15 protein-coding genes and 2 pseudogenes are annotated in these 21,256 nt (G+C 35.2%); 9 read left to right on the top strand and 8 right to left on the bottom strand.

The genetic code is table 11. The features are described 5' to 3' along the window. Nucleotides 1-171: 171 nt before the first annotated feature. A complete protein-coding gene (locus tag IPK14_00340) occupies nt 172-483 on the top strand; it encodes a hypothetical protein (GenBank protein MBK7991888.1) in 312 nt (103 codons plus the stop codon). Next, nucleotides 477-1,010, top strand: coding sequence for a transposase (locus tag IPK14_00335; protein MBK7991887.1), 534 nt, complete (start codon nt 477-479; stop codon nt 1,008-1,010). The genes IPK14_00340 and IPK14_00335 overlap by 7 nt, the downstream gene beginning before the upstream one ends. A gap of 59 nt (nt 1,011-1,069) precedes the next feature. Here the strand turns inward: IPK14_00335 and IPK14_00330 are convergent, their stop codons facing one another. From IPK14_00330 to radA, 6 genes and pseudogenes are all read right to left on the bottom strand, one after another. Continuing rightward, nucleotides 1,070-1,681: a response regulator gene (locus tag IPK14_00330; protein MBK7991886.1), complete on the bottom strand. Its 612-nt coding sequence runs from the start codon at nt 1,679-1,681 to the stop codon at nt 1,070-1,072. A 3-nt stretch (nt 1,682-1,684) separates the two neighbouring features. Then, nucleotides 1,685-1,813, bottom strand: a pseudogene (locus tag IPK14_00325) (HAMP domain-containing histidine kinase). Then, nucleotides 1,789-3,747: a sensor histidine kinase gene (locus tag IPK14_00320; protein MBK7991885.1), complete on the bottom strand. Its 1,959-nt coding sequence runs from the start codon at nt 3,745-3,747 to the stop codon at nt 1,789-1,791. Before IPK14_00320 ends, IPK14_00325 begins: the two are co-directional and overlap by 25 nt. Before the next feature lie 8 nt (nt 3,748-3,755). Next, nucleotides 3,756-4,472 (bottom strand): 2-C-methyl-D-erythritol 4-phosphate cytidylyltransferase, encoded by a 717-nt coding sequence (gene ispD, locus IPK14_00315; protein ID MBK7991884.1) that lies wholly within the window; start codon nt 4,470-4,472, stop codon nt 3,756-3,758. 26 nt (nt 4,473-4,498) lie between these two features. Beyond that, nucleotides 4,499-5,680 (bottom strand): TRAM domain-containing protein, encoded by a 1,182-nt coding sequence (locus IPK14_00310; protein MBK7991883.1) that lies wholly within the window; start codon nt 5,678-5,680, stop codon nt 4,499-4,501. Between the two features lie 238 nt (nt 5,681-5,918). After that, nucleotides 5,919-7,270: pseudogene (gene radA, locus IPK14_00305) on the bottom strand (DNA repair protein RadA). A gap of 163 nt (nt 7,271-7,433) precedes the next feature. On the opposite strand from radA, the gene cyaB reads away from it, so the two are divergent. From cyaB to IPK14_00275, 6 genes are all read left to right on the top strand, one after another. Beyond that, nucleotides 7,434-7,949, top strand: a complete 516-nt coding sequence (gene cyaB / locus IPK14_00300; protein ID MBK7991882.1) for a class IV adenylate cyclase — start codon at nt 7,434-7,436, stop codon at nt 7,947-7,949. 72 nt (nt 7,950-8,021) lie between these two features. Beyond that, the gene (locus IPK14_00295; protein ID MBK7991881.1) at nt 8,022-8,822 is read left to right on the top strand and encodes a hypothetical protein; all 801 of its coding nucleotides are present in this window, start codon (nt 8,022-8,024) and stop codon (nt 8,820-8,822) included. A gap of 532 nt (nt 8,823-9,354) precedes the next feature. Then, a complete protein-coding gene (locus IPK14_00290; protein ID MBK7991880.1) occupies nt 9,355-10,848 on the top strand; it encodes a protein kinase in 1,494 nt (497 codons plus the stop codon). Between the two features lie 5 nt (nt 10,849-10,853). Further along, nucleotides 10,854-11,084 carry a hypothetical protein gene (locus IPK14_00285; protein ID MBK7991879.1) on the top strand — a complete coding sequence of 77 codons (231 nt, stop codon included), beginning with the start codon at nt 10,854-10,856 and terminating at the stop codon, nt 11,082-11,084. A gap of 2 nt (nt 11,085-11,086) precedes the next feature. Continuing rightward, a complete protein-coding gene (locus tag IPK14_00280; protein MBK7991878.1) occupies nt 11,087-11,716 on the top strand; it encodes a hypothetical protein in 630 nt (209 codons plus the stop codon). A gap of 134 nt (nt 11,717-11,850) precedes the next feature. Next, entirely contained in the window at nt 11,851-15,735 is a 3,885-nt protein-coding gene (locus IPK14_00275) for a S8 family serine peptidase (GenBank protein ID MBK7991877.1), read from the top strand. Nucleotides 15,736-15,813: 78 nt separating this feature from the next. Here the strand turns inward: IPK14_00275 and IPK14_00270 are convergent, their stop codons facing one another. Next, nucleotides 15,814-17,325 (bottom strand): polysaccharide biosynthesis C-terminal domain-containing protein, encoded by a 1,512-nt coding sequence (locus IPK14_00270; GenBank protein ID MBK7991876.1) that lies wholly within the window; start codon nt 17,323-17,325, stop codon nt 15,814-15,816. 19 nt (nt 17,326-17,344) lie between these two features. Beyond that, nucleotides 17,345-18,955 (bottom strand): sigma 54-interacting transcriptional regulator, encoded by a 1,611-nt coding sequence (locus IPK14_00265; protein MBK7991875.1) that lies wholly within the window; start codon nt 18,953-18,955, stop codon nt 17,345-17,347. Between the two features lie 279 nt (nt 18,956-19,234). Between IPK14_00265 and IPK14_00260 the strand changes: the two genes are divergently transcribed. Then, a complete protein-coding gene (locus IPK14_00260) occupies nt 19,235-20,791 on the top strand; it encodes an RNA-binding protein (protein ID MBK7991874.1) in 1,557 nt (518 codons plus the stop codon). Nucleotides 20,792-21,256: the final 465 nt, after the last annotated feature.

The raw sequence follows: 21,256 nt of genomic DNA, 5'->3' as shown, positions 1-21,256 counted from the left end.
CGCGTCAATAGAGCAAATGGAGAAAAACACGCTCGCTACCCATATAAGAAAAAGAACTACTTTAACCCTATCTGGAAAGGCCAACACATAAAAGTAGAGAATAACTACATAATACTACCAATGGGAATAGACCCTCACAGCAGAAAAAGACAATTAGGAATTTGCATCCGTTTGCCAAAAGACTTGCCAGAAGGAAAAATAGTACAAGCAGAGTTAGCTTTTGGTAAATTGCTTTTGACTATCCAAAATCAAGTTGAAGTAACAAAACCAGCTAATGAGAAAATAGCAACAAGTGATTTAGGTTCAATACATTTATCAGTAGTAACAGATGGTCAAGATTCTCTAGCAGTAGTAGGGCGAGGTCTTAGAAGCATCAATCAAGGAAAAGCTAAAGCATTAGCAGAAATCTCTCAACTTCAATCTCGTTGTCAAAAACATTCTAAGCGTTGGACTAAACTTCAAAAGCTAAGTATAAAATACTAAATAAAGCAGAAAATCAAACTAAAGACCTACTTCACAAAGCAGCAAATGAATTAGTAAATTTCTGTAAGGCAAAAGAAGTATCAAAGCTAGTAGTAGGTGATATAACGCAAATAAATAGAGGGAAGAAAGATAAAACATCCCGAAGATTAAACCAAGAAATGGGGTTATTAAGTTTAGGATTATTTGTAGCATATCTTAGGTATAAACTAGCCATCTTTGGAATAGAATTAGAAGAATATAATGAGTCTTATACAACTAAGACGTGTCCGGCTTGTGGTAACAAACATAAGCCTATAGGCCGACAATATCACTGTAGAAAGTGTAAATTTGTAGGCATTCGAGATGAGGTAGGAGCAATTAACTTGCTAAACAAATACCTCAATAAGGGTGAAATTAAACCCAATTTCCTTATTCCTAAAGGAAAAGTAAAGTATCTACGACCTGTGAAGTTGAAAAACTTAGCTAGACGTAGTAGAGCCGCTGACACCGGCCACCCCTTAATCCACGCAAGTTGTGCTGATGGGTGATGCTTTTATGGCTTGGAAGCGGTTGGACTGTTTCTAACAGTAGGTGTGAGCCTTTCTGACTACTTCCTTAGCGACCAAAAGAATCCAATGCCTTTAGGCTTTGGAGTGTCAATATTACGATGTAGGTATTTTTGAAACAGCCATTTTTCTAAAATTGCTATAAACTGGTTAATTTGAAAGGGTTTTTCTAAAAAGTCATCCATGCCAGCTTGAAAGAACTTTTCTGGATACTGTGCATCACTAGCAGTTAAGGCAATAATCGGGATATGTTTTTTAGTACTATTAGATTTATTGTGTTCAGATTCTAAGCGTCGAATTTCTACTGTAGCTTTATAGCCATCCATAATAGGCATATTACAATCCATAAAAATTACTTGATAAGCTTTTTTAGATAGCATTTTTAATGCGTCTAAACCATTTTCTGCTATATCAAGTTTATAACCTAACTGTTGAAGTTGTCTTTTTACTATTAATTGATTCATTTTTTCATCTTCAACAAGCAAAATTAACACTTCTGGTTTTGGTTCTGCTTGAGGTTGGTTGGTTGTGTAGATTCTAGTTTCTTCTATAGGTGAAGTAGAAATTTTTGGTCTAATTTGACTAGGTGAAAAGCTTTTTTCTAAAGGTTTTTCTAGGGGTGAAATGCTAGTGTCAGATTTTTCTTTAGGCATTATTGGAATTTGTACTATAAAAGTGCTACCAACACCTAATTGGCTATTAATAGAAATTGTTCCATTATGAGCATTAATAATACGTTTAACTATAGCTAAACCTAACCCTACACCAGAGCCTTTTTTCTTGATTCAGCTTGTCGATAGGGTTCAAACAAACTTGGAATTGCTTCTGTTGGAATACCTTCACCTGTATCTTTAATAGAAATTTGCAAAAATGTTTCGCTTTCCTTTGTTATTAAACAAGCTTCTATAGTTATTTTTCCTTGATCAGGGGTAAATTTAATTGCATTTGAAAGCAAATTAGCTAAAACCCTTTCAAGTTTAACTATATCAACAATAATTTTAGGCAACTCTTCTTTTATATTTAGTTCCACTTGAATTTTATTTGAAGTAGCTGAAAGTTGTGCAGCTTGAAAACAATCATAAAGTAAATTTTGAGCCTCAATTTCTTGAAAATCTAATTTTATGTCTTGAGAATCTGAACGGTAGAGTTCTAAAACTTCTCTAACTAAGGTAAGAATTTTGTTAACACTACGTTCAGAGGCAACTATTAAAGACTTATTTTCTTTATCAACAGTTTCATCTTCAGACAAAATTTCTAATGTAGCTTTAACTACAGAAAGAGGAGATTTTAAGTCATGAACAAGCATTGCGGTAAAAGTACTTTTAATTTGGTCTAGTTCTTTTAGCCTAGCATTTGCTTGTGTTAATTCAACATTACGTAAGCTAAAAATCTCAGCATCCTTTTCCTTTAATCTAGCATTGGTTTCCGCGTATTCTTTAGCCTTTTGTAGCGTTCTAATACGAGCAGCTAAACCCAAAGAAAGAAGTACAACCTCTATTGCTGTTGCAAAATGTAAAATATAATGGACAAAAAAAGTATCTACAATAACACCACTATTTCTTAATGCCGTAATAATTCCACTTAATCCAAAAGTTGATAAAGAAATCAAATAATACCAGGCTGGGTTAAATTTCTTTTTAATACATAAAACAGCCGCAAAAATAAGTATTGATAATAAAATAATGCTACTAAAGTTATTTAAAAATGGAACAAGTGGACGATAGAAAAATAATGATATAAAAGTGAGCAAAGCAAACCAAATAATAAGAAATTTAGTTGGTTTATCAAATGATGGTAAGTTTTCTCTTAAACAAAGATAAGTTCTTCCAACAAAAACGGCCCAAACTCCAATAAGACCAACAGAAATTTGTATAACATGATTAGTTAAACTTGTTGAATTAGGCCATAAATATTGTGCAGCTAATCCATCAAATGCAAATTGTACTACTCCAACTGTACTAATACGCATTACATAGAAAAAATAAATAGGGTCTCGAATAGTTATATACAAAAATATATGATAAGTAATAAGGCCCAAGAAAATGCCATAGTAAATACCCAAAAAAAGTAAATTTTTTAAGTTATTTTCTGTAAAATATTCTGTCTGCCAAAGAGTTAGAGGAATAACTTTTGTGCTAGAAGATTCTACTCTTAAGTAAATAATTATTTGTTCTTGTTGAGGTATTGGAAGCTTAAAAACCAGATTTTGATGTTTAACCTCTCTTTTAGAAAAAGCAAAAGAGCTACCAATAGTTTTTTGAGTAAAAGAGAGCGTCCCATCACTAGATTTATTTGGTAAAAACACTTGAGCTTGATTTAACCTTGGAAAGTTTATTTCAAGTAACCAGGTTTTTTCTTGGCTAGATTTATTTTCTATTTTTAGGCGTAACCAAATAGCAGATTTTGTAAACCCAAGAGTTGGAACAGATTGCTGATTATGTTTAAAATTTGAATCAAATTTTTTTGATGCTATGTCATCAATTGTTAATGATTTATCTTTATCTTCTAAAATGTCTAAATAGGGGCTAAGGTTATATTTGCCTTGGTTATCTGTTAATTCCAAAATAGGTTTTAGCTCATCAGCTTGAGCATTAAAACTTACATACAGTAAGAAAAAAATAGGTAAACATGCTAATACAAACACTAACAACCAATAAAAGCTTTTGTTAGCAAGTAGATTTAATTTATAGTCATTAAACCATAAATATTGTCTTTTCATTAGTCTAGCTATTCTTCTTTAAGTTGTGATAAAAGAAATTCGGCTAAAGCTAGATCCGCAGGTTTAGTAATTTTTATATTTTCTGCTAGACCTTCAACTATAGTTACTGTGTGGCCTATCCACTCCATCAACATTGCATCATCGGTAGCAAAAAAGTTTTCTGCTACTGCTCTTCTATGTGCTTCTAAAATCAATGAATAACGAAATGTTTGTGGTGTTTGTGCTTGATAAATATTAGCGCGTGGTAATGTGCGTAAAACTTTTCCATTAACTACTTCTTTAATTGTATCCGTAGCAGCTAAAGCGCAAAGTGCTGCGCCTGTTTCGCGAGCTACTGCTATAGATTTACTAATTAATTTTGCTGTAACAAATGGCCGTACCGCGTCATGAATAGCAACTATTTCTACTTTTTCGTGTAGCGGTGAATTAGCAATAAAATCTAAAGCTGCAAAAATAGAAAGTTGGCGTTCCGTTGCACCTACAACAGCCGGGAGAACTTTTTTTAATTCATACTCTTGGCACAGCTTAGACAAAACACCATCATCTACCGCTTGAATAGGCAGGGCAACCAAAATTGCATCAATATCTGAGCATTTTTCAAATTGTCGTAGGGTATGGACTATTAAAGGTACACCACCTAGAGACAGAAATTGTTTACTAGGTGATGTATTACTACTTTGCATACGCCGGCCTTGTCCGCCAGCAGGAATAACTGCAATATTCATTTGTCGTCTACTCGAGAGCTTTAACTTTACTCTACACGATATTTACTAGAATTATGCACTGGTGTTGTAGGTGTATTTCGCACATCACCACGATCTGGTGAGATAGAACGATTTTCATTGTTACGCAATTCTGGTGCTATTACCCTACCATCAGGGGGAGTAGTTCGACCATCCAAAACACGTCCATCTGAAGGAGTAGAGCGACCATCTTCGCTGCCCATATAACGACCAAAAATCATTTTTCCCGCAGTTGTTTGAAGTACACTAGTGACACTAATCTCTATATTTCTTCCAATTGAACGCCGAGCATTATCAATTACTACCATTGTCCCATCATCAAGATAAGCTACACCTTGGTTGTATTCCTTACCTTCTTTTAAGACAAAGACTTTCATTGTTTCACCCGGTAAAACAACCGGTTTAAGAGCATTAGCTAGCTCATTAATATTAAGTACAGCAACACCTCGAAGTTGGGCTACTTTATTTAAGTTAAAATCATTAGTGACAATTTTGCCATTTAATTGTTTAGCTAGCTCAATTAGTTTAAGGTCTACTTCTCTAATATCTGGAAAATCAATATCTGATACCAAAACATCTAGGTTATGATTTTTCTGTACACGTTGTAAAATATCTAAACCTCGACGGCCCCGGTTACGTTTGGCTGAGTCCCCACTATCAGCTACTTGTTGAAGTTCACGTAACATAAATTGTGGAATTACTAATTGACCCCCTAAAAAGCCTGTTTCGGCTATATCAGCAACACGGCCATCAATAATTACACTAGTATCAAGGATTAAATGTTGATTTTTTCCTGTCCCATCGCTACGAAATAAACCACCAAGAATTGATAAATCCAGGTAATCTCCCTTAATAGCTCCAACAATTAAACCAACATACCCCATAAACATTATTAGTAAAAATGTCACATAAGCTTTAACCTGATGTGAAATCTCTCCTTGTACAGAAATTAAAAAACCAATTAACGAAGCACCAATGATGCCAAGTATTGAACCTATAGCTCCACCTATTAGAGTTTTAATAGAAGCACGACGAATGCGAGTTTCAAAAAAAATAATTCCAGATGCTAATATAAGACCAACTATAAAGGATAAAATTGCACTATTAGTAATTGGTTGTTGCAAAAAATAACTTGCTCCAGCCAATGCTAAGAGAAAACCAAAACGGATTAAATTTACGTCAAAATTCATTAAGTTTTTCAGCACAAATATTTGTTAAACTTGTACTGCCCCGGTCGTAAAGTTAGAAAAGTCACTTTAAGAATAATTTTTAGACAGGTTGATTGTTTTCCGCTAATTGTATTTTATTATTGTTATTAAGTTTGAAAGCTTTTTATGTAGGTTTTGCTTTATTATAGCAAGTAAAATATGTTTGCTAAAATCTGAATTAGCTAAGAATTAGCCGAATATAAGAGGATATACTTATTTATCAAAAAAGTTCATCTAGTAAATCTATAACAGAACGTATTGCTACTACCTCAACATTACTAGGAGATTCAATTCCACTTGCATTATTAGCTGGCATTAAACATTTGCCTAGACCCATTGCAGACACTTCCCTTAACCTAACACTAGGTTGAGCAGAAGAACGAACTTCCCCAGCTAAACCAACCTCACCAAAAACAGCAATAGAAGGCTCTATAGGAATATTCTTAAAGCTAGAAATAATGGCTGCAACAATTCCAAGGTCTGCTGCTGGCTCATCTAAAATAATTCCACCAGCAACATTAACAAATACATCTGCTCCATATAGATGAAATCCAGCACGTTTTTCTAACATAGCTATTAGTAATGCTACTCGGTTTTGATCTACTCCTTGTGCCATCCGTCGCCCATTACCATAATTACTAGAAGTTACTAAAGCTTGTATTTCTACTAAAATTGGACGTGTCCCCTCCATACAAGCCAGTACTACAGATCCAGCAACGCCAACAGGACGTTGTTTTAAGAAAAGTTCAGAAGCGTTTTTTACTGCTATTAGCCCTGAGCCAGTCATTTCAAAAATTCCTAGCTCATTAGCTGGGCCAAAACGATTTTTTACAGCCCTAACAATCCGATGATTATGATGATGCTCCCCTTCAAAATAAAGCACTGTATCAACAATATGTTCTAGGGCTTTTGGCCCAGCTAGCATTCCTTCTTTAGTAACATGCCCTATTAGAAAAATTGTAATATTTTTATTTTTAGCTTGAACTAAAAATTGTCCTGCTACCTCACGAATTTGAGAAATTCCCCCTGGCGCAGAATCTATTTTTTCTGAATAAACTGTTTGTACTGAATCAACAATTATACAAAAAGGTTTATGATGGGCGACTTCATCTAAAACTTTCTCTAAGCAAGTTTCAGGTACTAAAAAAAGATTTTTAGGTCAATCCCAAGACGTTGACCACGAAGTTTAATCTGTTTTTCTGATTCTTCCCCGCTCACATAAAGAACTTTTTGTTCCGATTGACTAAGCTTTTCAGCTACTTGTAAAAGTAAAGTAGATTTACCAATCCCAGGATCACCACCTATTAAAACTAGACTTCCTGGAACAATTCCACCACCTAAAACACGGTCAAATTCCACTATACCTGTAGAAACACGGCTATTATCTTGACTAGAAATATCTTGGTAGTTTGCAGCAATTGTGCTAGTAGGTGCTAGGCGTACAGCACTGCTTTTAGTTTCACGTTCTTCTACTAAACTATTCCATGCAGCGCAATCAGGACATTTACCTAACCATTTTTTGCTTTGAAAGCCACATTGTTGACAAGAATAAACGGTTTTATCTTTTACCATAAGAAAAATAATTACAGCATCAATAAAATGGTGCAAGCTATCCGTGCAGATAAAAAATTTTATTAAAATATTGCTTTGAGCCAATGTAGTTAAAGATTATACTTGTTTGGCAGTTATAAAACATAAAATGTAATGTTTAGCCAAATATTAATACTAAGTATATATGCCAGATGTAGCTAGAAATATAGAAATTAAAGCAAAAATATCTGATTGGCAAAAATTATATCAGCTAGTAATAGCACTTAGCGACACACCAGAAGAAATATTAGTACAAAAAGATATATTTTTTCCTGCTCAAAATGGTAGATTAAAATTAAGAATTTTCCAGGACGACCATGGCGAGTTGATACATTACCAAAGGGAAAATACTATAAAAGCTAAAGAATCTAGCTACATTATAGCTAAAACTACTGAACCTTTAGCTATGCAAGCAGCACTTTCTAAAGCTTTAGGAGTAATTGGAATAGTAGAAAAAAAGCGTCTACTTTATAAAACAGGGCAAACCCGAATACATTTAGACCAAGTAGCAGGGTTAGGAAACTTTTTAGAACTAGAATATGTTTTAAGCCCTAGAGAAGACATTGATATTGCTAAAAGTTTGGTGGCAGATTTGATGCGTTATTTAGAAATAGCATCAAATGATCTAATTGCTAACGCATATATTGATATGCTTTTGTAAATTGATTAAGTAAAGCAGTATTGAAATAACGAAAACTTGCAGTAACAACTAGTTACAGGAAGGATAAATTTAATGGATAATAATTATCCAAAAAATCCATATAATCAACAGTTTGGCAATAATAACCAACAACAATATGGTCAAGCACTTCCACAATATAATCAACAACAAGATCAATATGGTCAAGCCTATAATCAGGAACAAAACCAACAATACGGTCAACAATACGGCCAAGCCCAATATCCTCAACAAAACCAACAATACGGCCAACAATACAACCAAAACCAATATCCTCAACAAAACCAACAATATGGTCAACAATACGGCCAAGCCCAATATCCTCAACAAAATCAACAATACAACCAACAACCATATGGACAGCAATACGGCCAAGCTCAATATCCTCAGCAAAATCAACAGTATGGGCAACAGCAATATGGACAGGCTCAATATCCTCAACAAAATCAACAATACGGACAACAACCATATAACCAGCAACAAACAACCTATGCCCAAGGCCAACAATATGGACAACAACAAAACTATGGGCAAGCTTATGGACAAGCTTATAACCAACAATCGATGAGTCCGCCTGTTTACGGACAACAAATGCAGTATGATTTGCAACAAGCCCAAACTTATGAAGAAATTAAAAAACTAGCAAAACGCTCTATGGCTTTTTCAATTATAGGTTTTTTTATTGGCGGTTTAATTTTTGGTACTTTAGCTTTTTCACGTGCAAATAAAGCACTAGATTTAATGCAGCAATATAACTTAGGTCATGAATTTGCTGGTAAATTAAAATTTGCCAAAGTCATGGGAATAATAGATGTAATTCTTGCTCTTTTAATTATTTTTGGACGAATCTTTTAAGCTAATTAGACTAAATTATTGATTCTAAAGAAAAAATTAAAACTTGTAATATCTATCAGGAAAGTTTGATAATAGCCCAGTGTTCTATCGCTGGGCTTTAGTTTGTTAGGAGCAAAAGATGTCTTTGTTAGCAGAGTTAGTTGGACAAACCTTAGATAATAAATATCGAATAGAAAAACAACTTGGACAAGGTGGAATGGGTGCTGTCTATCTAGCTACTCATATAGGAACTTTAAGACCTGTCGCGCTAAAAGTTATTACTCCTCAATTTATGAGTCATACGGAATTTGTAGAACGCTTTCGCCGTGAAGCAGAAGCAGCCGGACGGCTCCGACATCCAAATGTTGTTAATGTAACGGATTTTGGTTTTGCTGAATTAGGAAAATCCCAATTAGCTTATCTAGTAATGGAATATCTTGATGGTTGTAATTTAGGCGATGTACTTAAAGAAGAAAAAAACTTGCCATTAGCTTGGGTGGTAGATATTTTAGAGCAAACCTGTTTAGCAATAGAAAAAGCCCACACAGAAGGAATAATCCATCGTGACTTAAAGCCTGATAACATTTGGCTAGAACCCAACGAGCGAGGAGGGTTTACAGTAAAAGTCTTGGATTTTGGCCTAGCTAAATTAGCTCAACCAGGCACATCCTCCGAACCAACCAATAATAAAATAAGTGGTAATTTAACCAACAAATTAAAAACTCAAGACACTTTCCAAGAAGCTGTTACTAATGTTCAAATTATTCAAAACTCGCCTGATAAAGAAACAAAAACTGCTGTTCAAGTCAATCCTCAAAGCAATTTAGTAGAAAAAGATGAAACAAAAACTGCTGTACAGCCATCAGCTAGTAATTCTTCACCAGATGAAGAAAAAACAGCCGTACAAGTAGCAAAAGCTAGAACAACTCAAGAACAAAACCCAAAAGAAACTAAATCTACAGACAAATTAACTCAAGCAGGGGCAATTCTTGGCACTCCAATTTATATGTCACCTGAACAATGCGTTGGGGAAACATTAGATAAACGCTCTGATATATATAGCTTAGGTGTAATTGCATATGAAATGTTAACAGGTGAGCCACCTTTTAAGGGGAATTTTAATGCTTTGATGATGCAGCACCTTAGCAGCCCTCCTCCATCACTTCTAGATAAACGCCCAGATATTCCTAAAGCTGTAGCGGATTTAATAAACTCTGCTTTAAGTAAACAAGCCCCAGAACGCCCAGTAAGTGCCGTAGCATTTGCTAATGCACTTCGCGCCCGTTCAGAAACAGCAGCAAGTGTTATGCGCCAAGCTTTTGGACTTTATGCAGAACATTTCTCTACTTTTATACAAATTTCACTTATAGCTTCTATTCCAGCAATATTAGTTTTTGTTTTTTCTTTTATAAATACTGTATTAACTAAGACAGCACCTAATGTTTTAATTAATACATTACTGACTATTTTTATACTTGGTGGTGTGATAATAAATCTTATGTTTACTCGTGCTATTAGTAGTGGAATTAGTGTTCCTGTTTTAGCACAATTAATAATTGCTCCTCTAAAAGAAGTATCCATTAGACCTGCAATAGAAATCTTAAAAAAACGACTACGTATTTTTCTTATTCCTGCTCTACTTTATAGCCTAGCAGAGTTTTTTTTAGCAATAAGCATCTCTTCTACATTTTTTTTCACTAGTAATTTAGTATACCAACTTATTACAGAAGAAAATTTTTTGACTGAAATTCTTCAACAGCCTAATAGATTATTACGTCTAACTACTATATTTTTAGTAATGCTAACTATATTAATTACTTCAGGTAGGACAGTTTTTAAGTATTCTCTTTATGCTCCTGTAGCGATAATTGAAGGTATAGGTGGGTTAGCTTCGTTAAAACATGCCAAAAACTTATATCTGTTAAGCCAAAGGGTTACTAAAAAGCTTATGCTACTTTTTTATTTTATTTATCCATTATTAGTATTGCATCAGGATCAGTTAATGTTTTTATTATTAATCCTAGTCCATTACCTAAAGCTGCTATAGTTTCATTGCTATTTAATATTTCTCATATACTAATTTATATTTTAATAAACCCTTTTGTTGCTATATGTTTAGGGTTGCTTTACTTTAAGTCTCGTCAAATTAATGGGGAATCCTTAAAAGATATTTTGGCACAATATCAGCCAGAAACATTATCTTTAAGCCATTGGCAAACACGTATTAGCAAAGGCCAAACTAGCCTGCTTCAATCCTTAAGAAAGTCTGGTAGAAATGCTTAATTATGTATAAAGAATTGTTGAGCAATCTAGAATTACAAGTAACTTGGCAAGCATTTTGGCAAAATAAAAAGGATCTTTTAGTAATTTCTAAAAAAGGAAAAATAACTTCTCTACCAAGTAGTTTTGCAATAATGGCAGGTTCTTTTAACCCCCTTCATCAAGGACATAAAAAGTTAGCTGAAGTGGCAGAAAAAATATTAAAAAAAGAAGTGATCTTTGAGCTTTCAATTGCTAACGTTGATAAGCCTTGGTTAAATGAAACTACTGTAGCTAAACGATTAACACAATTTATTGACTATAAAACTATTGCTATCACTAAAGCTGCTACATTCTTAGAAAAAACTAATCTTTTTGGCGAGTGTGACTATATTTTAGGTTATGACACTGCTAACAGATTATTTACACCAAAATACTATAAAGATGATATAGATATGATAAATTCCTTAAGAGCAATGACTAGGCAAGGAGCAAAATTTTTAGTCGCTTGTCGAAAAGAAGATCAAAAAATAAAAACTTTATCAGACATTAATATTCCTAAAGAGTTTCAAAGCTTCTTTTCTCCAATATCTCAAGAAATATTTTACTTAGATATTTCTTCTACAGCTTTAAGATCCACAGGAACTATTCTATAATGCTAAAAGTTAAGCAACTGCTTATACTAATTTTCTAAACTTAAATAAATCCCATAACAAAATATTGATGGCAACCTATTTTTCATAAATTTGGTTGTTTAACCCCAAAACTATTCAAACAATTAAGGATGTGTATGAGAAACAAAGCCAAACCAGCAAATAAAGTTGATAAAAAAGTTTCCCCAAAACTTAAGTGGTACTTGTTTTATACATTTCTTGTAGGGTTGTGTTTAGCTACATTAACACTAAGTAACAGTCAGATAGTTAGTAACACTAGTGCAAATGCTAATAATAAGCCTACAGATGAACCACAAGTATTAGCAACTACAAATGGCTTACCAGAAGCAGCACAACAACAAATTGCTGCTCTAATTCAAGAAAAAAACTCGCGTACCCCTGCACAACGTAAAATGGATGCTCGTTTAATTCGTGGTGTAAAAGAAGCTCGTGGAGAAGCTTTTGCACCTGGAGTAGAATCTCTACGTCCGGTTAACTTGGAAAAAGATAAAGAAGGTAAAGTAACTGTTGAGTTAAAAGTTACTACTACTGATGATAGTTTTCAGAAAATTTTGATGGATGCTGGTGCGGATATTCTCTTTGATAGCCCACAGTATAAAGTTATTAAAGCAAAAGCTCCTTTAAGTTCAATGGAAGCTATAGCTAGCCTTCCACAGGTTGTTTTTATACAACCAGAAATAAAAGCACAACTTGAAAGTGTGGTTGATCGCAACAACACTAATAATGCTTTAGCCTCAACTTTTGTTGGGCCAAATGTAGCAAATCCTCAACCTAACACAACTAATCAAGTTAGTTTAGCTACTAGAATAGCAAATGTAAGAAATAACTTGCCTGCAATGATTAGTGCAGCAGAAAAATCCTCTGACAAACGTAAAAAACCTGTAATTACTCCAAACATAGGTACTGTTAATTCTCAAGGAGACACTACTCATCGTGCTGCTACGGCTCGAACTATGTTTAGCGTCAATGGAACAGGTATAAAAATAGGTGTTTTATCTGACACATTTAATGCTTTGGGCGGGGCAACCAATGATATTACTACAGGCAACCTACCAGGCCCAGGCAACCCTAATGGGTTTACTACTCCTGTAACTGTACTTCAAGACCTTGTTTCAGGTACAGATGAGGGCAGAGCAATGTTGCAAATTGTTCATGATATTGCTCCTGGTGCGCAACTTTTCTATGCTACTGCATTTGGTGGTGTAGCCAATTTTGCTGCTAATATCCAAGCTCTACGCACGGCTGGTTGTGACATCATTATTGATGATGTGTTTTATTTTAATGAATCTCCATTTCAAGATGGGCCCATTGCCCAGGCTGTCAACACAGTTACAGCTAATGGAGCTATTTATTTTTCTTCTGCTGGTAATGCTGGAAGTTTGAAAAAAGGAACTTCAGGCGTTTGGGAAGGTGACTTTGCTGATGGTGGAACATTAGCTAACTTACCTGGTGGAAGTGTTAATAATTTTACTCCTGCCGGCCCAACACCAACAATTGCTAATCCTGTTCCTGCTGGAGGAGGATCATTCTACACTTTGTTTTGGTCTGACCCTCTAGGTCAATCTAGCAATGACTATGACGTTTTTATCTTTGATTCTACATTAACGATACTTTTTGATTCAGGTACTAACTTACAAGATGGTAATGATGATCCATTTGAAATAACTGCTGGAGGAACATTTGCTGGTGATAGAGTCGTCATTTTCAAATCATCTGCTGCTAGTCCAAGAGCTTTACACTTAAACACTAATCGTGGACGCTTAAGCATTGCTACAAATGGTCAAACTAAAGGCCATAATAGCGCGGTTAACGCTTTTGGATGTGCTGCTACTCCTGCGGGCCCTGCTTCTGCTGGTGTAACTGGGCCCTTCCCAAATCCATTTAGCCCTACTAATTTAGTAGAAAATTTTAGTTCCGATGGCCCAAGAAGAATGTTTTACAACGCTAATGGAACAGCTATCACGCCAGGAAACCTTTTATTTGGCACTAACGGCGGGACGGTTCGCAATAAGCCAGATATAACTGCTGCTGATGGTGTTTCTACTACATTAGCTGGTGGATTAAATCCTTTCTTTGGTACATCGGCGGCGGCTCCTCATGCTGGTGCATTAACAGCTTTACTTAAATCAGCTAACCCAATGTTAACACCTGCCCAAATACGCTCAATTTTAACTTTTTCTGCTATAGATATTGAAGGCAATGGTTTTGATATTAATTCTGGTTTTGGTATTTTGGATGCAGTAAATATGCTAAATGCTGTCCAAGGTCAAGCAGTAATTAATTTTGGTGGATTTACTGCTACTGAAAGTGCGCCAACAAACAACAATGGAGCAATTGACCCAGGCGAAAGAGCAAGAATTTCTGTCACCTTAAATAATCCTAGTACAACTACAGCAACCAACGTTCAAGCCACATTAGCTTTAACAAACCCAATTACAGGTGTCACAGTAACTACTAGCACAATAAATTTTGGCAATATTGCTGCTACCAGTAGTGTTACTAATACAGCTAATCCATTTGTTGTTGCTTTAACCAGCAATGTCACCTGTGGTGTTAACTTAGCATTTACTTTGACTGTAAACTTTGGTGGTGGAACAAGTCCTGTTATGTTTAACTTTAGCATTCCAACAGGTAGAAGTGTTATAAGCACAACTACCGTTACTACTGTTTTAGATGCTACTACTCCACCAGCTTCACCTGACTATATAGCTGCTACTGGAACTCAAACTGGAAGATTGCTACGTAATGGAGTTCCTTCTAGTTGTGCAGTACCTAAAGCTAATCCTGGCTTAAATGATGCTACAGTAGTTAGAAGATTTGATTCTTATCGATTCACAAATACTAGTGCAGTCACTCAATGTTACACTGTAAACTTGATGCAACCTAATACCACTTTATTTACATTAAGTTACAATGCTAATGGATTTATTCCTGCTACACCTAGTGTAAATTATTTAGCTGATCCTGGATCATCCGCAACCAATTCAACTTACTCTTTCAATGTTCCTGCTGGTCAACAGTTTACAATAGCTGTTCATGAAGTAAATGCTAATGGTGGGCTAAACACCACCTACACATTAACCGTTTCGGTTAATGCTATAATTTGTGATCCTGCACCAGCATTTACTTTAGAAAACACTTCCATTTATGCTGCTGACACAAATAACAACAGATTACAACGCTCTGATGATGACGGTATGACTTGGACATCTGTTGGATTTGGCCCTGGCACAACCCCAGGAAAATTTAATGCTCCTCGTGGCGTTGTTGCTAGTAGCGATAATATGAAAATATTTGTTGCTGATACTGGTAATAATCGCATTCAACGTTCAACCGATGGTGGCACGACTTGGGCGGTAATTGTTGGGCCAGGCACTGCGCCAAATGCTGTAAATCAACCTGGCGGTTTAGCTTACGATGAGCAAAACGACAAATTGTACATTGCTGATACAAATAATAATCGTGTATTAGTAACTAATACTGCTAGCACAGCAACAGCAGTTACAGCTATTTTTGCTGGTAGTGCTGCGGGTAGAAATTTAGGCCAATTTTCACAACCTCGTAGTGTAGCTATTGACCTAAATGGTGTTGTCTACGTTTCTGACACTGGCAATAACCGTATTCAAATGAATACTACTGGAATGACAACAGGTTGGACAATTTTTGCTAGTGCTACTGCTGGAACTGCTATTGGCAAGATGAATCAACCTAGAGGCATTTTTGTTGATTCCAATGGTACAGTTTATGTTGCTGATACTGGTAATAAACGTGTTCAAGTAAATACTAGCGGCGTTTGGTCAGTATTTATGGCAACAGGTACTGCACCTGGTACGGTTAATGGTGCTGAAGGTGTTACAGTTTCTATTACTGGTAATGTGTTTATTGGAGATACACTTAACAACCGTATCCAAAGAAAACCTGCTGCTGGTGGAACAACTACAATTGTAGGTGGCCCTGGTACAGGCTTAGGACAATTTAATAGTCCAACTGGTATGCGTTAAAAATCTTTTCTAGCTAATTAAAAAACCCCTGCTTAAGCAATTTTAAGCAGGGGTTTTATTTTATACAAAATCAACCTATCAAATTTTAATAACTTTGCGGATTAAGTTAACTTCTTTAAGGCCAATTTCGCGTGTAAGAATTAAAATCACTAAATAAACGGTTGTTTGAATACCTGCTTGAAAAGCAAAATTAATTAGTATGGCTAATTTACCTGTAGCAATATTAATAATATTTGCGGGTAAAACACTTGCTACCAAATACATAGAAGCGGCAGCAAGGACAGTGCTAATAGTTGATTTAATATCAAAACACGCCTTAAAGCTATGATAAATATAGCTACTAGCTAGAATTACACCTATAAACATTGCAATAGTTGTTGCTGCTGCTGCTCCAACCAAACCAAATTTTGGGATTAAGAAAATATTAAGTAGCACACTTGCAATTAAAGTTGCTCCTCCAACTAGCAATGAGACTCTAGGTTTACCACTACTGGAAATAATTGTAGTCAAAATATAAATTAGTCCAAAAAATAGTAGCCCATAAGCAGCAATAGCAAGTGCTGGTGCGCCAACAGCATATTCTTTGCGGTAAAGTATTTCTAAAACTACTGGAGCATTAGCAGAAAAAACAGTCGCGCTTAAAGCCATCAACATAAGCGTGTATTTAGTAGTTTGACGGATATAGCCTTTCATTGCTTCCGTTTGTTGCTCAAAACTAGCTTGGGAAATTATTGGAAAAATTATAAAAGCAGCAGAAACAATTGCTTGGTAAGTCACGCCTGCAATTGTCATTAAAGCTGTGTAATAGCCTGCCATTTGATTAGCCGTAACGCTGTCAGACGAAATATATTTTTTAATTAAAATCAGGTCTGCTCTTTGTAATAAATTGCTAACTAAAATTGCTCCTAGCAGTTCAGATTGAAATCTTAGAAAAGCACTAACAGAAGGTTTATGATCTGTTTGTTGATTAACTGCTTTACCTGCAACAAATGGGGAGAATAGAAAAACTACTATTACTGCAATCCCAAAACCTAAAATTGCTCCATCAACACTAGTTGTTAGCACTGCTAATAGAATAATTCCGCCTGCTTTTAATGTTGAATAAGTAATATCTAGTATAGATTGACGAACAAACTTTTTTTGACCGTTTAAGTAGCCTACATAAACAGCATAAAAGCTATAAAACAAAGGAATTAGTGCAGAAATCTGTAGAGGTCGAGTTAAAGCTGGGTCATTAAAAGACCTTGCAAGCAGTGGAGCAGAGAGAAAATAGATTAGCGTTATAATTCCAGCAACAAAAACTTGAAGTTTTAAGGCTTGATACTTAACCGAATCTGCATGACGGTAATCTTGAGAAACAAATTTAGAGACTGTTTGCTGTGTACCAGTTACTAACACAACATTAATAATAGAAACAATACTAATAACAAACCCATAAATACCAAAGAGTTCAGCACTTATTAAACGTGGTAGGGCAAAATAAATCGCGTAGCTAGAAACAATAAAATAAAACTTAGCAGCAGTAATATAAATTGTCCCTTGTGCAACGGTTTGAGCTAGAGAATCTTTTTCTTTATTTGTATCAGACATAAATTATTTAATTTTAATCCTAATCTTCAGTAGCTGTTTTAATGTCTTGCCATTGTAGATTGAAGCGGGATAAATATTTTCTTAATCGATCTGCATCATTAATATTTTTTTTCTGCTCTCGTGAGTTAGAAAAAAGCTCTCGGCCTGCTTCAGAAAGCGTCCTAGCTGTTCGACAAATGGATAACACATCTAAAAGCTGTAATCTATCAAATCGATCTATTTTATTAAGTTCTTCTTTACCTAATAAAGACTCCAGCAGAATTTCTTCCTTGTTAGGCTCACTAGGGTTATACCAAGTAGCATTAAGTCTTTCCATTTCTTCTTCAACAATTTCTAGTGAAATACGCCCACCTAAAGCTAGCGTTGTCATACGTGTTACAGCAGCATTTAAGTCACGAAAATTGCCACTCCATTTTGCTGACGAAGAAGTAGCAAAGCGTAAAAACTTTTCTCTAGCCTCCTTGCTAATCGTGACACGGTTTCCTGTTCGACGAGTATAAGCTTCTAATTCATAGTCAAGGTTAGGTTCAAGGTCTTCTACACGATCTCGAAGGCTTGGAAGTCGAAACGTCCATAAATTAATTCTAGCTAGCAAGTCTTCTCTAAACCTTCCAGCAGTAACAAAACTATTTAGCTCTCGATTTGTCCCAGCAATTAATTGAAAATCGCTGCTTACTTCTTGATCAGCACCTAGAGGGAGAAACATCTTTTCTTCTAATGCTCTTAAAAGCATAGCTTGTTCATCTAAACCAAGTTCACCAATTTCATCTAAAAATAATAGTCCTTTATCAGCCGTGCGTAATAATCCTGGTCGATTAGTATTTGCTCCTGTGTATGACCCCTTAATATGTCCAAAAAGTGCTGACATCGCCGAGTCACCCCGCAGCGTAGCACAATTAACTTCTACAAATTTACCTGAAACACGATGACGAGCTTTTTTTAATTCATAAATTCGTCGTGCGAGTTGGGATTTACCTGCGCCAGTTGGCCCCATAAGCAAAATCGGTGATTCAGACGCAATTGCTACTTGTTCAATCCTTTCAATAAGTCGGTTAAATTCTCTATTCTTAGTTTCAATACCTGATTTTAGAAATGATACGCCTTCGCGCTTTTCTTGTTGGAAACGAGATGCGATTTCATCATATTTAGAAAGGTCTAAGTCAATAATTGTGTATTTCCCTGGCTCGGATTTATGCCTATTAGGTGGCGATGTTTGCAGCAATTTAGCTGGAAAATGTCGGGATTCTGTTAATAAAAACATACAAATTTGTGCCACGTGTGTTCCCGTAGTAATATGAACTAGATATTCTTCTTCGTCTGTATTAAATTCATATTTGCCTGCAAATTCGTGTAAAGTTGAATAAACTTCCTCAAAATCCCAAGGGTCATCAAACTCCATTTCAATTGCTCGAACCGAAGTTTCAGGGGAAACAGTCTTAATATCTTCTACTAGGGTTTCTACTATGTAGTTAAACTTAGCTTGATAAAATAATTCCAGACGATGTATTAACAAATTTTCATGTCGGCATAAAGCAACGGTTGGCCGCCACTTTTCCCAACGTTCCGGGCCTGTACCACTATCTAACGCGGTTCCAATTAATCCCATTACTACATAATTTTTATTTTTCATAAAATTTAGAATTTATTATAAGTGATTTAGAATTTTGGATAATAGCAATTTAATTAGCTTTGTCAAGCAGCTATAGTAAACAAATAAATATCAAATTAAACTATTTAATATCAACAAATTACGATATTTTGCAGAAAATTTAATTTATGGCACGCTGCTTGATATATAGATTATCAAAGCAAGTAATAAAGTTAGATAAAACAAAACTAGTAATAAAATTTTATAAATGATTTAACAAATGTCTCTAATTGGCGGAATCCATTGTCCGCAGGAGGATTTATGGCTAACAAAGGTTTATTTCAATCTGTTATTGGAAAATTTATCCCTAAAACTGATACTTTTAATGAAGCTGGCGGAAACGCTTATTCTTTTAGCTCTAAACATGCTTTAGCTCAATATGCAATGACTGGATGTTTTAACCAAACATTTTATGCTAGTGCTGAACAACAATTAGAAAAAGTTTTATCCCTTTGTCAAGAAGTTGACGCTGATTTTATTGCTCGTACTGCTGTTTATTGCCGTGAGCGTGGTTTTATGAAAGATATGCCAGCATTACTTGCTGCTATTTTATCAGTAAAAGATCGTGATTTATTAGCTAAAATTTTTCCTCGTGTAATTGATAATGGAAAAATGCTACGTAATTTTGTACAGCTTATTAGATCTGGCGTAGTTGGTCGTAAATCCCTTGGTACTTTACCAAAACGCTTAGTTCGTGAATGGTTTGAAAATCGTAGTGAAGAATCAATTTTTCGTGCTTCTGTTGGTCAAAGTCCTTCATTTGCAGATATTATAAAAATGGTACATCCTAAACCAAAAGATGAAAAACGGGAAAATTTCTTTGGTTATATGATTGGTCGTCAATATCATGAAAATAAGTTGCCAGAATTAGTTCAAGAATATGAAGCATTTAAGCAAGCTAAATCTAGTAAAATACCTAATGTACCTTTTGAAATGTTGACTATGCTAGATTTAACCAAAGAGCATTGGACAGAAATTGCTCGTAATGGTTCTTGGCAAATGACTAGAATGAACTTAAATACTTTTGCCCGTCATAAAGTTTATAAAACTGAGGGAATTAGTAAGGTTATTGCTGATAGGTTGCGTAATAGTGAATTAATTTCTAAAGCTAGAGCTTTTCCTTATCAATTAATGACTGCTTATTTAATGACTAGTGCAGATGTGCCAGAAGAAATTCGTGAAGCTTTACAAGATGCAATGGAAATAGCAACTGCTAATGTGCCAAAATTTGAAGGTAAAGTTTATGTTTGTCCAGACGTTTCTGGTTCAATGTCTTCTTCTGTAACTGGCTATCGTCAAGGTTCAACTAGTAAGGTTCGTTGTATTGATGTTGCTGCTTTAGTTGCTGCTACTGTGCTACGTAAAAATTCTGATGCTGAAGTTTTACCTTTTGAATGTGATGTTGTAAAAAGCTTACGGCTTAATGGACGCGATAGCATAATGACTAACGCTACTAAACTAGCTTCTATTGGCGGCGGTGGAACTAACTGTAGCGCACCTTTAGCAGAGTTAAACAAACGTAAAGCTAAAGGTGATTTAGTAATATTTATCTCTGACAATGAATCTTGGGTAGATGCTAAGGGTGGTCGCGGTAGTGCAACAATGGAAGAATGGCAAAAGTTTAAGAAAAATAATCCTAAAGCACGCTTAGTTTGTATTGATATTCAACCTTATGGAACTACTCAAGCAATTGATAGGAAAGATATTCTTAATGTTGGCGGATTTTCTGACCAAGTATTTGATGTAATAAATTTATTTGCTAATGGTCAAAGTCAAGGCCAACATTGGGTTAATGTGATCAAAACAGTAGAAATATAAAAATTTGTTGGGCTGAATGCCGCTAGACTACATAAGGAATTGTGTCTTAGTAAAAGCTTGTCAGCCCAATTAAATCTAGCTTAAAATTATAGAGTTTAGCAGCAAATCATTGCTTACGGGTTTTGGGCTAAATGCAGGTAAGGACTACATTACATATCGAGTCTTTACCGACAACTTGTTAGCCCAATTAAAATTTCTTTATAAAAATTAAATTTTTTCAAGTTCTTAGATAGCAAATGCCAGAGGAACTACATTGGAGCCGAAAGGCATGGCGTTTCTCAAACCCTTGTTGCTATCAACAAAAAATTAAGCTTGTGACGAATGCCCTGAGGAACTACAAGCCTCATAAGCCGTAGGTTGCAGGTTCGAGTCCTGCCAGCTTCCACCAAATCCTTATGGAAGCTGTAGCTCAATGGTTAGAGCGACGAAAAAACGTTTCTCAAATCCTTGTCGTCACAAATAACT

The organism is Blastocatellia bacterium, from assembly GCA_016713405.1.
GTDB lineage: Bacteria > Acidobacteriota > Blastocatellia > Chloracidobacteriales > JADJPF01 > JADJPF01.
Note: the sequence above shows the minus strand (reverse complement) of the source record. Positions and strands in the feature narration are given on the sequence as shown.

Excerpts from the sequence above, each read along its gene's own strand:
- IPK14_00330 (MBK7991886.1), bottom strand. The coding sequence starts at position 1,681 with ATGCCTAAAGAAAAATCTGACACTAGCATTTCACCCCTAGAAAAACCT.
- IPK14_00320 (MBK7991885.1), bottom strand. The coding sequence starts at position 3,747 with ATGAAAAGACAATATTTATGGTTTAATGACTATAAATTAAATCTACTT.
- ispD (MBK7991884.1), bottom strand. The coding sequence starts at position 4,472 with ATGAATATTGCAGTTATTCCTGCTGGCGGACAAGGCCGGCGTATGCAA.
- IPK14_00310 (MBK7991883.1), bottom strand. The coding sequence starts at position 5,680 with ATGAATTTTGACGTAAATTTAATCCGTTTTGGTTTTCTCTTAGCATTG.
- cyaB (MBK7991882.1), top strand. The coding sequence starts at position 7,434 with ATGCCAGATGTAGCTAGAAATATAGAAATTAAAGCAAAAATATCTGAT.
- IPK14_00295 (MBK7991881.1), top strand. The coding sequence starts at position 8,022 with ATGGATAATAATTATCCAAAAAATCCATATAATCAACAGTTTGGCAAT.
- IPK14_00280 (MBK7991878.1), top strand. The coding sequence starts at position 11,087 with ATGTATAAAGAATTGTTGAGCAATCTAGAATTACAAGTAACTTGGCAA.
- IPK14_00275 (MBK7991877.1), top strand. The coding sequence starts at position 11,851 with ATGAGAAACAAAGCCAAACCAGCAAATAAAGTTGATAAAAAAGTTTCC.
- IPK14_00270 (MBK7991876.1), bottom strand. The coding sequence starts at position 17,325 with ATGTCTGATACAAATAAAGAAAAAGATTCTCTAGCTCAAACCGTTGCA.
- IPK14_00265 (MBK7991875.1), bottom strand. The coding sequence starts at position 18,955 with ATGAAAAATAAAAATTATGTAGTAATGGGATTAATTGGAACCGCGTTA.
- IPK14_00260 (MBK7991874.1), top strand. The coding sequence starts at position 19,235 with ATGGCTAACAAAGGTTTATTTCAATCTGTTATTGGAAAATTTATCCCT.